Below are 14,869 nucleotides of genomic sequence, written 5' to 3'. Positions count from 1 at the left end.
ACCGCAACGCAGATGTTGCGACCTCCACTGGAATCCTCCCAAGATGAAGTCGTCGCTGGACTTGAGCAGCCCCTCGAAGTTCTGAACTGCGCGTGATGCCGGCCATCGCCAGTCCCCATTTCCTCGTGCGTCTGAACATATCGAGGAATTGTCCGGCCGTCCGTTTGGCCGTATCAAGTCGCTTTCGTGAGGAAAGGAGCCCGTCATGTTTGAAGTGAAGTATCATATATGCCGATGAGCCCGTTCAGGAGTTGAAAATCCGGTTGGCCCATGTCACTGGCGGCCACATCATGCTGGTGACGTTCTCCACCGATGAGATGCGTCTGTGCGATTTCACCGAGATGTGCGACGATGTTCCCGCTTTCGCGCCGTTGCATGATGAGAGTACGTTCGAGGACTTCCGCATCGACTATGGGATTTTGACCTGGTGCGACAGTGGCATCGAAATCTCACCCACGTACCTGTGTGTGAGCACTCATACGAATATGCTGCCCACGGCGGAGCTGGTTTCAGCATAAATGCCAGCGATACCGTCTGGCGACGCAGTCGAATTTAATGTGAGCAAGTAGTTGTCGAATAGGGCGTAGCGTCGGGGGCCTTGGAATTCCAGTGATTCCAAGGCCCCGGCTATTTCGTCATGCGGAGCTCTTCGGATGTTGATCCGATGTCACGGTTTCACGATCGGCATGAGCAGGACGCTGTCGTAGACGCCGCCCGTATGCACGGTGTGCCTGCCCTGATTGACGGTGGGCAGCTGTGCGTCCGGCGCCTCGTCGCTGGCGCGGGCCTCGGCCACCGGACCGCAGGCATGCCCGCCGATTTCCAGCACCAGGGTCTCTCCTTCATGCAGGAGCATATCGGTCGGCCACAATCCCAGATCGACCTGCACCGGTACGAACGGGGTGACCGGCTGCGGGTTCGTGTAGGTCATGTACGGCTCGGTCGGCGTCGATCGTTTCGTGTCGAGTTCGCGGTGCGATGCGCGCAGTCGGCCGTTGGGGCCAACGTAGATCGGTCCGCCGGGCAGCTGCTTGCCCTTCGGCGTGAGGGCTATCATCATGCGCAGTTTCTTCTCCAAGCCGGGGAAGACCACGTGGTACAGCACTTTGCCCTTCGCATCCTTCTTGTACAGCTGGGCGAACAGATCCATGTCGTCGCCGGCGTCGGTGCTCATCCATAGGCGGGCATTGAGCGGCCCGTGGATTTCCATGTCCCGGGGAATCCGGTATTCGAAACGCGCGACGGCGTTCATGTCACGGCTGACGGCATCGTATTCGGCGCTGGATTCCAGTGCGGCCTGCTGCTCGTTCATGGTGCCGTCCGAGGCGTCCAGGTGCAGTTCCATCGTTTCGGTCCGTACGCAGGGGTAGTCGTCGGCCGTGGAGAACAGGTTGTGTTTGGCTCCCACGTCAAGCCGTGAATAGCGTACGCGCGGCGTCTGCTCCCAGCCGTTGTCGATGCCCTTGAGATAGTGATCGAAGAAGCGACGCAGGTCGTCGCAGTTCTCCCGGGTGTCGAGGTCGCCCCATTCGTGGGTGTCGTGGATGCGCAGCCATTTGTCCTTCGATCCGAGTCGTTTGAATCCGGAGAGTGTGCTGCGGGTGTGGATCGGATGCGTCCAGCTGGCCACCACATAGGCGGGGACGGTGACGTGTTCGAGATCGGGGATCTTGTCGGTCCAGTAGTCGTCCACGAGCGGGTGCTGTTCGAGCATGCCGGTCACATCCTCGAATCGGCTCTGCCCGTACAGGAATCCGACGATGTCGATGTCGTGGAACGTGCCGTTGGGGATGCCGCCACGGCACACCACGTCGCGGTATTCGTCGGTGAGGCCCTCCCACGGGGCGATCGCGGCCAGATGGGCCGGTTTGGCGGCTGCGGCGGCCCATTGGATCATGGCGAGCTGTGAATTGCCCATCATGCATACCTTGCCGGTGCACCAGTCCTGGCTCGCGATGTATTCGATGGTGTCATGCACGTCCCGTCCGGCCTGGGTGCCCATGAAGTACATGTCGCCGCCGGAGTGACCGATGCCCCGCTCGTCCACCACGCAGATCGCATATCCATACCTGCACCAGTATGCCGGATCTGGCGATTCGAAGCGTTGCAGACCGGATACCTGATCCTTGGGGAACCCGGTGCTGGTCACATCGTAGTTGGCGTTGAACGGGCCTCCGCGCTTGCTGTAGGGCGAATAGACGAGAATGACCGGGGTGCGGGTGTCGCCCTGCCTGCGCCATAGGTCACCGTAGATGACCGTGCCGTCGCGCAGCTCGATCGGGATGTCCTCCAGACATTCGATGTCGATCGGCAGCTTCATGGCTCCCTTGGCGTTGACGCTCCCCTCCCGGTAGAGGACGGTTCGCGTCTCCAATGGAGGAATCGGAGGTTTGGCCTGATTCAGTGGGTTCGCCGGTTTGAACAGGATGTCGCTTCCGTTGATGTCAAGTAACGGTGCGTTGCTGTTGGTGGTATCGGTCATGATGTTCCTTTCTGTGATGGGACTTGTAATGTGAGGACAGATGATGTGATTCGGTTGGCGTGTGTCCTTTTGGACAACGGGCCGGATGTTTCCTATTCGACGATGGTGTCGGTTTCGCGGTCTCGGATGAAGATCGCGATGAATGCCGCCAGCGCCAGCAGAATCGCCGCGGCGGCGATGAACGCGATTTTGTCGCCGTAGTATGCCGCTTCGAGTTCCGTGGCCGTGGGCGCGATCACGGAGGATAGCGCGGAGAACGATATGATCAGCGCGACCATGAAGGAATTGCTGATCTGGTTTGAGGTCTGGGCGGCGGCATTCGCATGACGCACGAGAGCATTGCTCAACGAATTGATGCCCCATGTGTTGCAGGGCGTGATGATCAACTGCACGCCTACCGAGCACAGGGCGTAGGCGATGGCGACGACCGGCATGCTGGTGTCCATCGGCATCGTGGCAAGCAGTGCGATGCCGGCGAGGGTGCACATACTGCCTGCCCGAGCCGGGACATGCACGCCGAACCGGTCGTACAGTTTGCCGGATACCAGTGCCATCGCCGCGCTGAGCAGAGCGCCGGGCAACACGACGAGTCCGCTCATCACGGCGGATTCGCCTCTGACGATCTGAACGAACAGGGGCAGCACGGTGCCGATGCCGAGATACACGCCCTGCGTGAGTGCGATGACGGCGACGGAACTGGAAAACCTGCGGGAACGGAATACGCGCATGTCAAGCATGGGTTGGTCAAGCCTGAACTGGCGAACGACGAACAACGCGATGAGAACGGCACCGATCACGATGAGGAAGATGATGACGGCGGTATTGTCGGCCGATGCGAACGTCGACAAGCCGTACAGTATGCACAGCAGTCCGATTGACGACAATGCCACGGACAAGGCGTCGAACGGCGTCCGAGTGGCCGTCTCCTTGGTCTCAAGCACCACCATTGCGACGCAGAGAATGATGATGCCGAGTACGCCGACGATAAGGAACAGCGCATGCCAGCCGACGGAATCGATCAACAGACCGGACACCGTCGGACCGATCGCCGGCGCGAATCCCACCAATAAGCCGATCAGACCCATGGCCGTCCCGCGTCGTTCGCGAGGGAAGATGAGTACGATCTCGGTCATCACCATGGGCAGCAGAATTCCGGTACATGCCGCCTGGCAGACGCGGCCGACGAGCAGGACTGCGAAATTCGGCCCCCACGCGGCCAGCAGGCTTCCTGCGGAGAATATGCCCATCGCGGCGACGAACAGGCGCTTGGTCGAAAAACGTCCGAGCAGGTATGCCGACAGTGGGATGATCAACGCTTCGACCAGCGAATACGCGCTCGACAGCCACTGAGCCGTGGTCGCGTCGATGCTGAAGTCCTCCATGATGGACGGCAACGCCGGAGACAGAAACGACAGGTCGAGAATGGCGAGCACCGTGCCCGTCAACAGTACGATGACCGTAATGCGTTGTTTTCGGGTCAATCCCATAGGAACAGGTTCCTTTCCGTCGAAGGTCCGGCGCTGATTTCGGCCGTACCGCTGCAATTTGACCGTGGTTGGTTATTGGTCTAATGTCTATTTAGCGACCAAAGTTGTATATCTTCAACCGACGGAAATCGTCGCAGGGAGCATATGCGACCGATGGACGAAAATGTCGCTTATCGACACCGCCCACATGGATACGAAAACGAAGGGACCGCGCATGGCGGAGGATCTACGTATTGTCAAAACCCGAAAGGCGATCCGTGAGGCCTTCCTGGCATTGCGACGCACCCAACCGCTGGAGCGGGTCAGGGTGCGCGACATCTGCGCGGAGGCCCTGATCAACAAGTCGACGTTCTATCATCACTACACCGACGTGTTCGACCTGTCGGACCAACTTGAGGACATGGTCCTTGATGAATGCTTCGAGGCGTTTCCGTACAAGGACAAGCTGCTCACCGACCCTTTGATCTTCCTTGGAAACGTGCCGGCGGCCATGAACACGAGAAAAGACGCCATAGACATACTGTTTCGCGGCAGACAGGACGTGCTGTACGACAAGATAGAACGACATCTGCGGCAGTTCTATCTGACGGAAGACACCACCGAGGAAGAGGACATCCTCCTCACCTTCGTCATCGGAGGGGCGATGTACGCCATGCGTGCGCTCGCGGCTGAAGGGCCGTACAGCAGGGAATCCGTCACCGAGGTCTCGGCCCGCATCATCGGCAGGCTCGTGCAAACGGGAGTGAGGCCCGTCTGTCGGCGGCCGACGCAAGTCTCTCCGTTCCGAACTGCAGTACCGAATATGATTGGTTTTCTGCCACAGTGAGGCGAAAAGGTCGAGTTCAAGTTCAATGTGAGCAAGTAATCGCGACAGCGATTGCCGCGTAGCGTCGAGGGCCTTGGAATTCCCGTGATTCCAAGGCCCTTATTTGTGTATTTGTATGTTGAGGTTGGCTTTGCTGCCGTTCGCTGCGAATGGCGGAGCAGTTGCCGGCCACTGCTCTGCGTCCTCATGTTGCCAGCTCTCGATCTCGCCACTGGCGTGGGGTGGCGTCCATGTGCCGTCGGAACACATAACTGAAATAGGCGGGTGACGAGAAGCCGCATGCCTGTGAAATCTCCTTGATGGACATGGTTCCCTCGGACAGCAACTCGCGGGCCTTGCCAAGGCGATAGTCGGTCAGGTAGTCGATCGGCGTCTGTCCGGCATATGTGCGGAACAGTTCGCAGCAAACGCGACGGCCGACCATACCGGCTCGCGCGATGTCGTCAAGGGTGATCTTTTGTGATGCGTTGGCGCGGATGAAGGCCATCATAAGCAGGAAAGATCTGAACTCAGGCCCCGGATTGTTTGCCGCGGCATGTGCCGATGAAGGAGTTGGATATTCCGAGGTCCTTTGGTCCACCGTCTTGGGTTCGGCGGTAATGGTTCCTTCGTTGATTCTTTCCAACGCCAGAAAGCACAAGTGCGCAGACTGGGCGACTGCCGGCAGCACCGTCAGCGCATCGCCTGTCTCCTGTTGCCTTTCGCACCGGGACAACAGTCGCTCGAGCTCGTCGATGCCGAACAGCAATGTGCGGTCCCGTTCGCAGGTTGAGTCGAGTACGACGTAATCAGGATTGTCGTCGCCCATGCGCTTCAGCATGGCGGCCGCCATCGGCGCGTACATCGCGCCTAGCAGTGAAGCATCGATTACCGCCGAGACGAATCCGGCATCGTCGCCGTCGTCGCATACCAGATAGTGCATGCGACGCGAGTTGATGAAGATGCCTTCGCCTGCATGCAACGGAATGAGCGCGCCGTTGACGAATACGCGTGGATGGCCGTTGAGAACATGGATGAATTCCAGGTCGCGATGCCAATGGCACGCCATGCGGAAGCCATAGCGACGCATGTCGTCACGTCTCGCGTACATCGGCAATCCCGGCAGATTGTAGTGCGGAGTTTCCGAAAGATCGGAGAAAATGGTCAGAGGATTGGAACTCTTCGGAAAGGTCTGATCAATCGTTCGCTTGGCAGTCATTGTTGTCACGATTTCCATAGTAATGGAAACTATAGTGATGGTTCGTCTCGTATCTCATCAAGTTTGTATCGCTATCATAACAGTAGTTTCTAGGTGAGTGATGTGAACATATCGATCATCGTGTTCACCTTATTTCGATAGTTAATCGTGTTGTCCAGGAAAGGATGCTCATAGTGGATGCCACGAGGACGCGAAGTGGATCCCGGTTCTTCACCGTGCCGGTCATCACGCTCATCGCGTTGACGTTTTTGCTGGGACTGAGCGAGTTCATCGTAGTTGGCGTCATGCAACCGATTGCCTCGGACATGCGCGTTTCGTTGGCAGCCATCGGTTCATTGGTCTCCGCCTTCGCGCTCGTATACGCGCCGATGACTCCAATCGGAGCGGCCGTATCCGCCAAATTCAATCGATTCCATGCCTTGATGGCGATGACGGGCATCTTCTTGGCCGGCAATGTCCTGTGCGCCTTTGCCCTGAATTATCCAATGCTGCTGGTGGGGCGCATCGTCATCGCCACAGTGAGCGGACCACTCGTGGCCGTGCCCATGACGTTCGCACCGGATCTGGTCGGCGCATCTGATCGGCCCCGGTTCATGTCCTGGATCTTCTCCGGCATCTCCATCGCCGCGGTCTTCGGCGTGCCGATCGGTACGTTCATCGCACAACAGTTCGGCTGGCGATGGTCATTCCATCTGATCAATCTGCTGACCGTGATGGTCATCATATCGATGCTGCGCTGCCTGCCACGCGCCTCATATACGACCGGAGCCACGCGTTTCCTACCACAATTCCGTCTCTTTACCGACGTGCGGGTCTGGTACGGCATGCTTGCGGTCGTTTTTGGGGCGGCGGCGACGTATTCCTTTTACACATATCTTTCCCCCATCTTCACCGAAGAAATCGGCGTCCCCGAGCGGTACCTGAGTCTTGCGTTGACCGCGATCGGTCTTGCGGCATTGTGGTCCAATTTGTACAGCGGCAAGTTGGCGGCTCGTGGCACCGGCTCGCAGCCGATCATCGGTCTGATCCCGCTGTACCTGTTGCAGGCTGTCTGCCTGGCCGTGCTGCCGTTCGCAAGTATGGTTCCGGCGCTCGGGGCCGTGGATCTGCTCGCACTGGCCTGTCTCATGTACCTGCAGAATTCGCCGTCGCAGGTACTGCATACCGCCATCGCTGTCGAGCGGTTCCCCTCGTCCATGACATTGGCCTCTTCGATGAACGCTATGGCATTCAACATCGGCATAACCTTGGGGTCCACCATCAGCGGACTGGCCATGACGCATCTGGGACTGCGTTGGCTCGGCCTCTTCGGCGCGGTGCTGGCACTGGGTTCGGTCGGCGTGCTGATGCTGCTCAAGCGCGCGGAATCACGCGGCGTCGCATGCTAACTTCGACTGCTGTTTCAACAACACTCAACCCAACAATGAAGTAAGGAGTAACCATGAGAACAGTGCTGTGCTCGCCCGGCAGCTACATCCAACAGGAGGGTGCTCTGGGCTCGCTCGCCTCGGAATACGTGGAACTCGGTTCAGCAGGCGCGTATCTGATCGTCGACCCGTTCATCGACCGGATGTACCACGATCGAATCACTTCGAGTTTCGATGCCTCGAACACTCCATATCATTACGAGGCGTTCGACGGTGAATGCTCGATGACCGAGGTCCACCGTCATCAGAAACTGCTGGACAAATGCGATGTGGTGCTCGGTATCGGCGGCGGCAAGTCGCTCGACACGGCCAAGGCCGTGGCGCATTTCGCCGAGCTGCCGGTCATCATCGTGCCGACGGCCGCGTCTTCGGACGCGCCATGCTCGCGGCTTTCGGTGTTGTACACCGACGAGGGACAATTCGACCGGTACCTGCCATTGCCCAAGAATCCGGACAAGGTGATCATGGACACGGACGTCATCGCCAAGGCGCCTGCCAGACTCCTGACGGCCGGTTTCGGTGACGCCTACGCCACCTATTTCGAAGCTCTTGCCTGCATCAAATCGAACGCGGTCACCATGGCCGGTGGCCATGCCACCAACGCCGCCGAAGCGATGGCGCGCCTGTGCCACGATCTGCTCATCGCCGACGGCGTGAAGGCCTTGGCGTCAGCGCGTAAGGGTCTGCGCACGCGCGCCTTGGAACAGGTGGTCGAGGCGAACACGCTGCTCAGCGGCATTGGTTTCGAGTCGAGCGGACTGGCGGCGGCGCACGCCGTGCATAACGGCCTGACCGCGCTGGAAGGCACGCATACATATCTGCACGGAGAAAAAGTAGCATACGGCACTCTCGCGCAGTTCGTACTGGAGGATCGGCCGATGACAGACTTCGAGGAGGCGTTCGGCTTCTTCCGAGCGGTCGGTTTACCAACCACCTTGGCCGACATCGGCATCGCAGATGCTACGGACGCCGACCTTCTGCGCGTGGGCAAACTGGCCTGCTCACCAGACGACACGATGGGCAACATGCCGTTCGAGGTCACTCCGTCCGACGTGGCCACCGCCCTGCGTGCAGTGGACTCGCTCGACGCCGTAGTCGGATAGTGGGACTTGTCCGTATGAACGGCCTGTTGCTGGAGAAACAGCCTGATGTCGTATAGCGACATCGTCGAGTTCAAGTTCTCCCCAGCGGCTAAGAAGTGAGTGTTCCATAGTGTCGATGGCCTTGGAATCCCAGTGATTCCAAGGCCCTCGACTGTACTGCAGATAGCTATTGTCGTATGGGGGGGGATCGCGTCGTGATGGACTCGGTGCATTGCATACCTGATTGGGGGCGGATATGACAGGTTACGTATTATGTCTGTATAGGGCTCCACTGCTCTAAGGCTTTCGCAGACTTCATCGGCGCCTCCGAAAATGGAAGAGCCTTCCGGATTGCGCGCTGTAAGGAGGCGTGGAAGGCTGCTGTTAACAATGAGTCAACCATCTGGTCCTGACCGGGGATGATGACAATGGCCTTATTGTGGGAATATACTCGAGCCAGACCCTTTCTTCATGTGAGATGTTGGATTGGAGGTGCGGTATGCCGGAGTTGAGTCGGTTCTTCGGGATCATCGTTCGCATGATGTATCAGGATGAGAGCGAGCATCACAAGCCGCACGTCCATGTGTACTACGGCGACTTTAAGGCGTCCATCGCCATCGATGGCGAACTGTTGGCTGGTTCTCTTCCCGCCAAGCAATACAAACTAGTGGTGGCATGGCTCGTGTTACATGAGGATGAGCTGTACAAGGCTTGGAACGAGGCTGTGTCCGGACGTCCGTTCGACCGTATCAAGCCGCTTTCGTGAGGAGAGGAGCCCGTCATGTTTGAAGTGAACGGCATTCTGTATGCGGATGAACCCGCTCGGGAACTGGAGGTCCGGTCGGCACGCGTCACGGATGACCATGTCATGTTGGTGACGTTCTCCACGGGTGAGACGCGTCTATGCGATTTTACTGAGATGTATGAAGATGTTCCCGTTTTCGCCCCGCTGCGGGATGAAAAGACGTTCGAGGACTTCCGAATCGATCGTGGCATCCTGACGTGGTGTGATGGAGACATCGACATCTCTCCCACATATTTGTACGAGCACTCATATGAATACGCCATTCACGGCGAACTGGTTTCGGCCTGATGCCGTATAGCGACTTCGTCGAGTTCAAGTTCTCCCCAACGTCTAAGAAGTGATTGCCGGGTAGCGCTGAGGGCCTTGGAATTCCAGCGATTCCAAGGCCCTCGTCTCATATATTGCGACCAACCGCCATCGTGTGGGGTCGCGTCGCAGGAAATTCGACGTGAGCTGGCAGACGATGGCGTGCTATGCCGCCGTCACGGCGCGTAGCTCATCCAGGAACGCGGTGGCCGCCGGGGTGAGGGGCTGCTTGTTTCTCCATGCACCGGCCGGTCTCGTATGCACCGGCGGGTCGAGTAGGCGGAATGTCAGCCCCGATTCCCATGACGTGTCGACCGGTTTGGCGTAGCCGATTACGCAGGCATAGCTTTCCTGCATGACCGTGATGAAATGACGCAACGTTTTGAGTTCTATGCGAGTCCCATGCGAGCTTCCCGGTTTTGAAAACGAAAATATATGCATTAATTCTATCTATTGAGATAGAAAAATCATATTTGTAATGCATTGCGCATGGGCATATCGTGGCGTCAGCGTCCAACGGAGACGATGAACTTGTTCGTCAACTCATTGCATCGGTTCCAATCCAAAGGAGAACATCATGACAAACAGCATGAAGGCCGCGGTATTCGCCGAACCCGGACGGATGGAGGTGCGGGAAGTCACCAGGCCGACGATCGAGAAGCCGGACGACGCGATTATCCGCGTGGTCAAGGCCTGCGTATGCGGCTCTGACCTGTGGTGGTTCCGTGGCATTTCGCAGCGCCGGCACGGTTCCCTCACTGGGCATGAGGCCATCGGCATCGTCGACGAGATCGGCGGCGACGTACGCACGCTCAGGCCCGGCGCCCTCGTGGTCGTGCCGTTCACGCATGGCTGCGGGCATTGCGCCGCCTGCCGCGCCGGGTTCGAGGCGAACTGCATGAACGCCGAACCGGGTGGCAATGCCGGCTATCAGGCCGAATACCTGCGTGCCGCCAAGGCCGACACCGCACTGGTGAAGGTTCCCGGCAACCCGAAATCGTACGATGATGCGACGCTCAATTCGCTGCTCATCCTGGCCGACGTGATGGCCACCGGCTATCATGCGGCGGTCTCGGCCGAGGTCAGGCCCGGAGATACGGCCGTGGTGTTCGGAGACGGCGCCGTGGGCCTGTCCGGCGTGCTGTCCGCCCGCATGCGTGGGGCCTCGCGCATCATCGCGATGAGCCGGCACGAGGACCGCGCGGCCATTGCCCGCCAGTTCGGCGCGACCGACATCGTGCCCGAACGGGGCGACGCCGCCGTGGCGCGCGTGATGGAGCTGACCGACAGCGACGGTGCGGACGCGGTGCTCGAATGCGTCGGCTCGGCCCAGTCCGTCGAAACCGCCGTGCGCGTGGGGCGCCCCGGCTCCACGGTCGGACGCGTGGGTGTGCCACATGACGCGCACATCGACATGGACGCCCTGTTCTGGCGCAACATCGGGCTGAAGGGCGGTCCCGCATCGGTAGCCACATATGATCGCGAGGTGCTGATGCCCGCCGTGCTGTCCGGCATAATCGAACCCGGTCGCATGTTCACCGGCGCGTTCGACCTTGATCACGTCCAAGACGCCTACGAGGCATCACGAACAACTCGCCACCACCACTATTCCCCTGTTATGAGAGCGTGGCGGCTCCTACGACACGGAGGGGCCGTCGGTCACTGCTTCTGCATTCTGATGGTGGCGGTCACGCCCTGCATCGTCATCGGGAAACTCAGTTCCTTCGACGAATCCGTGTAGGTGAACGTCTTCGTCTCGTCGCCCGATGCAAGCAACGCGGTCTGCGTCTGGTCGTGGTCGTTCGCGGAATCCCACTTCCAGTCCCCCGACTCGGTAGGCGCGGCATAGCTGCCGGCCCAGAACAGGGCGGTCGTGTCCGGCATGATGTATTCGACCTTGATCGCATCGGATGTGACCGTGGCCTGCATGTACGTGTCGTCGCTGTTCGAGTTCGTCTGTTTCCAGGTGCCGGTCAGATCGGCCGGCTTCGGTTTCGGCGCTTCCCGGGTCTTCGTCTTCGATGACGAATCCGCCTTCGCCGGCGCGTTCGCGGCCGCATCCGAGTCGCCGCATGCGGCAAGTCCGGTGAGCAGCGCGATGGCGGCGACGGCCGCGATAATCCTCTTCATGGTTCTCTCCTTTGAACATCCTCGTATCCTCGTCGACGAGGAGGCATCCCGTCATCATACGGCAACGGCGATCGGGAACATGCCGAAACATCGCCGGATCAATCGTCTTCCGATTCCCGAAGGGCGGCAGGCATCCGGCACATCACGCGACTACAGTGGCACGGTATGGCGGATACGGTACGTGTGATCTTCGAATTTCCCGATGAGGAGGCGGCACATGCGTGGCTCGACGCGCTCGCGCTGCTCGGATCGGGGACGCCGACTCCCCTGATCGACGGCGCCACCGTGACGGGCACGAAACGCAACGGCCCGCAGCTGGCCAAGTGGCTGACCGCGAATCCGGGGTGGCATCGCGTCGCCACGCCGGCGAACCGCGCGGCGGCGTTGAAGGCCGCGTACAAGATCAACCGGGGCGACCGCCGCGGTTTCGAATCGGGCGAGTTCGAGGCGCGCGCCCGGCTGGTCGACGGGGCGTGGATCGTCGAGGCGCGCCTCATCCCGAAACGGCGCAGGGCGGCGACGCCCGAAGGCATGTCGCCGCTGTTCGGGGAATAGCCGATCGACGAACGATTCGGCCGCTCCCCTACGCCATGATCGCGTCGACGCCGTCGATGACGGCGCCGCGGAACCCGTCCTTCTCCAGCTTTGCGACGCCGCGGATCGTGGTGCCGCCGGGCGAGCAGACCGCGTCCTTCATCACGCCCGGATGGTCGCCGGCGGCCATGTAAAGCGCTCCCACACCTTCGACCATCTTCGCGGCGAGCCGGTAGGCGGTGGCGCGTTGCAGACCGTAGGTGACGCCAGCGTCGCCGAGCGCCTCGATGTACATGTCGGTGAACGCGGGGGCGCAGCCGGCGACGACCATCGCGATGGTCATGTGCGCGGTGTCGACGCGTTCGATGAGGCTGATCGGCGAGAACAGCGCCTCGAACGTCGCCGTCTCATCCTCGGTCAGCGTGTTCGCGGTTTCGGTGACGAGCACGCCCTTGCCGACGGCCATCGGCGTGTTCGGAATCGTGCACTGGACGTGCACGTCCGCACCGGTCTCGCCATCGGCACCGCCGGAGAACAGGTTCCGGTACTTCTCCAAATCCCAGCCGGCGGCGATGGACACGACGATCCTGCCGGGCTTGGCGAGCTCCTTGGCGAGCGGCCCCACGACCTCCTCGATCTGGTACGGCTTGACGGCGACGACGACCACGTCAGCCGCGACGGCGACCTCGAGCGCGTTGTGCAGCGGGCGTGCGCCCAGTTCGGCCGTGGTCCGCTCCAGCTTGTCCCAGTGGGCGGCGCAGGCGACGATCTGGCCGCCGCGCACGACGCCAGCGTCGACGAGTCCCCGTGCGATGGCCTGCGCCATGTTGCCGTAGCCGATGAATCCGATGGTGATGCCGTTCAGATCGGTCATGTCTGTTCGTAGCCTTTCCCTGGGTGTCGTGCTATCCGCACGCCATCATAACGCCGCCGATGTTTCGGGGAAATCAGAACAGCTCCGCGAGGTCTCCCCTGTTCAGCGCCTCGTCCCACAGGCGGCGGAACACGACCGGACCATGCAGACCGTCATGTTCGAACTCGTTCGTCGTCCAATAGTGGCTGTTGCCGACGCGCGACAGCGTGTCGAGCTGGAGACCGGAATCGACGTACATGTCATCGAAGTAGACGGCGGTCTGGAGCGGCACCTCATTGCGGGCGAGCTGCGCCTCGTCGTAGATACGGCCGAAGCGCGTGTCCTCCATGAGCACGTCCATCGCCGCCTTGAACGGGCGCAGCGACGCCTCCTGCTCGAACATCCACGGGAACATCGCCTCGCCGGTGAACGTGAGCGGCCGCTCCCCCGCGCCGAATTCCAGTTTGGAGTCGCGTACGCGCTGCGCCGCCCAGCGGATCGGCCGCTCCAATTCGCCGTTCGCGTAGATGAACTCCTGCAACGGCCAGTAGAGCGGGCGCGACGAGGTGGCGTTCATCACCTTGGTGAGGAACTCGTCGGACAACGTCGCGCCGCCGTCTGCCGGCGTGGAGCCGTCGCCATCGGCGAACGCGTCGTCGAGAATCCAGTGGACGCGTTCGGAGCTCGGCTTCATGCCGAAATCGGAGCCGAGGCATTGCAGCCGTTCGACGGTGAGCGGGTCGCCGTTGGGCAGCAGCGGGAATCCATGCGCGGCCATGCCGGCGATCACGCCGAGTCGGCACCCGAGCCCGTCGGCCGCCAGCGTCTCCGGCACGCTGTCGGCGAGATGCGCGGTGAAGTCCCGCACGTCGTCGACGGTGGGCAGCATGTCGGCGAGCGCGGCGACGCGTTCGCGGTCCTGCGGGTAGCGTTCGTAGAATTGCCGGGTCTTACGCGCCATGCGCGGGAACGTGTGTTCGTAGACTTCGGTGGCGTCGGCGGGCACGTGCGGGATGCCGCCGGTGGTGAAGCTTGCGGTCACGCCCTGCGGGTACAGGGACAGGTACGTGAGGGTGAGGAATCCGCCGTAGCTTTGTCCCAACGTCACCCACTTGCGGCCGCCGAATTCGGTGCGGCGCAGGTGTTCGAAGTCGCGCACGATGGAGTCGGCTAGGAACTTCTTGAGGTAGTCGGCCTGTTCGCGTGCGGCGGCGGCCGCGGATCCGGCGCCGTCGCCGTCATGCGCGGCGGCGATGCGTGCCATCGTGTGCGTGTCGACGCGGTTGGAGCGGCCGGTGCCGCGCTGGTCGGGCAGGATGACGCGGAAATGCTTCGTGGCCTCTTCGATCCAGCCGTCGCTGGTCGGGTTCAGCAGGCGCGGGCCGGCGCCGCCGGGACCGCCTTGCAGGAAGACGAGCAACGGCAGGTCGTCGTGGATGTGCTCGGGCGTGGTGACGACGCGGTAGAAGAGTCTGATGCTCTCCCCGTCGAAGCCTTTGCCGGGTTCGTGGCCGGTCCAGTCGAGCGGCACGTCGATGGCATGGTCTTCGATGTGCAGTCCGGGCACGTAGTATTCGTTGAGCAGCGTCATGCGCGAGCGTCCTTTCCGATGTCCACCATGGCCGGAACGGCCCGGCGGAATTCCTCCACCCATTCCACGTGTGTGGGCGGACAATATTCTGACGTCATTCAGACGGCATTCCGGCGGCGCGCTTCCCGCTTGCGGCATCATGCGACGT

14 protein-coding genes are annotated in these 14,869 nt (G+C 60.8%); 8 read left to right on the top strand and 6 right to left on the bottom strand.

Annotation, left to right across the window (positions count from 1 at the left end; translation table 11 throughout):
• The first annotated feature begins 290 nt into the window (after window positions 1–290).
• Window positions 291–518, top strand: coding sequence for a hypothetical protein (locus AC1AYP_RS01975; protein WP_476546611.1), 228 nt, complete (start codon window positions 291–293; stop codon window positions 516–518).
• Between the two features lie 149 nt (window positions 519–667).
• Here the strand turns inward: AC1AYP_RS01975 and AC1AYP_RS01970 are convergent, their stop codons facing one another.
• Window positions 668–2,482 carry a CocE/NonD family hydrolase gene (locus AC1AYP_RS01970; protein WP_476501798.1) on the bottom strand — a complete coding sequence of 605 codons (1,815 nt, stop codon included), beginning with the start codon at window positions 2,480–2,482 and terminating at the stop codon, window positions 668–670.
• A 92-nt stretch (window positions 2,483–2,574) separates the two neighbouring features.
• Window positions 2,575–3,969, bottom strand: a complete 1,395-nt coding sequence (locus AC1AYP_RS01965; RefSeq protein WP_476546610.1) for a DHA2 family efflux MFS transporter permease subunit — start codon at window positions 3,967–3,969, stop codon at window positions 2,575–2,577.
• Window positions 3,970–4,183: 214 nt separating this feature from the next.
• On the opposite strand from AC1AYP_RS01965, the gene AC1AYP_RS01960 reads away from it, so the two are divergent.
• Window positions 4,184–4,795, top strand: coding sequence for a TetR/AcrR family transcriptional regulator (locus tag AC1AYP_RS01960; protein ID WP_476546609.1), 612 nt, complete (start codon window positions 4,184–4,186; stop codon window positions 4,793–4,795).
• 184 nt (window positions 4,796–4,979) lie between these two features.
• Here AC1AYP_RS01960 and AC1AYP_RS01955 read toward each other — a convergent pair whose 3' ends face one another.
• Window positions 4,980–5,993, bottom strand: coding sequence for an AraC family transcriptional regulator (locus tag AC1AYP_RS01955; RefSeq protein WP_476546608.1), 1,014 nt, complete (start codon window positions 5,991–5,993; stop codon window positions 4,980–4,982).
• A gap of 173 nt (window positions 5,994–6,166) precedes the next feature.
• Here AC1AYP_RS01955 and AC1AYP_RS01950 point away from each other — a divergent pair, with 173 nt between their 5' ends.
• From AC1AYP_RS01950 to AC1AYP_RS01930, 5 genes are all read left to right on the top strand, one after another.
• Complete coding sequence (locus AC1AYP_RS01950) at window positions 6,167–7,381, top strand: MFS transporter (RefSeq protein WP_476546607.1); 1,215 nt, start codon at window positions 6,167–6,169, stop codon at window positions 7,379–7,381.
• Window positions 7,382–7,434: 53 nt separating this feature from the next.
• Window positions 7,435–8,523, top strand: a complete 1,089-nt coding sequence (locus AC1AYP_RS01945; protein ID WP_476501803.1) for a glycerol dehydrogenase — start codon at window positions 7,435–7,437, stop codon at window positions 8,521–8,523.
• A 478-nt stretch (window positions 8,524–9,001) separates the two neighbouring features.
• A complete protein-coding gene (locus AC1AYP_RS01940) occupies window positions 9,002–9,268 on the top strand; it encodes a DUF4160 domain-containing protein (protein WP_476501804.1) in 267 nt (88 codons plus the stop codon).
• A 15-nt stretch (window positions 9,269–9,283) separates the two neighbouring features.
• Window positions 9,284–9,595 (top strand): DUF2442 domain-containing protein, encoded by a 312-nt coding sequence (locus tag AC1AYP_RS01935; protein ID WP_476501805.1) that lies wholly within the window; start codon window positions 9,284–9,286, stop codon window positions 9,593–9,595.
• Window positions 9,596–10,190: 595 nt separating this feature from the next.
• Window positions 10,191–11,354: a zinc-binding dehydrogenase gene (locus AC1AYP_RS01930; RefSeq protein WP_476546606.1), complete on the top strand. Its 1,164-nt coding sequence runs from the start codon at window positions 10,191–10,193 to the stop codon at window positions 11,352–11,354.
• On the opposite strand, the gene AC1AYP_RS01925 is transcribed toward AC1AYP_RS01930, so the two are convergent.
• A complete protein-coding gene (locus tag AC1AYP_RS01925; protein ID WP_476501808.1) occupies window positions 11,273–11,743 on the bottom strand; it encodes a hypothetical protein in 471 nt (156 codons plus the stop codon). The genes AC1AYP_RS01930 and AC1AYP_RS01925 overlap by 82 nt on opposite strands.
• A 165-nt stretch (window positions 11,744–11,908) precedes the next feature.
• Here AC1AYP_RS01925 and AC1AYP_RS01920 point away from each other — a divergent pair, with 165 nt between their 5' ends.
• Window positions 11,909–12,298 (top strand): hypothetical protein, encoded by a 390-nt coding sequence (locus AC1AYP_RS01920; protein WP_034529964.1) that lies wholly within the window; start codon window positions 11,909–11,911, stop codon window positions 12,296–12,298.
• 28 nt (window positions 12,299–12,326) lie between these two features.
• On the opposite strand, the gene proC is transcribed toward AC1AYP_RS01920, so the two are convergent.
• A complete protein-coding gene (gene proC / locus AC1AYP_RS01915; RefSeq protein ID WP_476546605.1) occupies window positions 12,327–13,151 on the bottom strand; it encodes a pyrroline-5-carboxylate reductase in 825 nt (274 codons plus the stop codon).
• A gap of 73 nt (window positions 13,152–13,224) precedes the next feature.
• Window positions 13,225–14,721 (bottom strand): alpha/beta fold hydrolase, encoded by a 1,497-nt coding sequence (locus tag AC1AYP_RS01910; RefSeq protein ID WP_476546604.1) that lies wholly within the window; start codon window positions 14,719–14,721, stop codon window positions 13,225–13,227.
• Between the last annotated feature and the right edge of the window lie 148 nt (window positions 14,722–14,869).

The organism is Bifidobacterium sp. LH_424, from assembly GCF_056356895.1.
The sequence above is the reverse complement of the archived record's forward strand: the minus strand, read 5'-3'. Positions and strand labels throughout refer to the sequence as shown.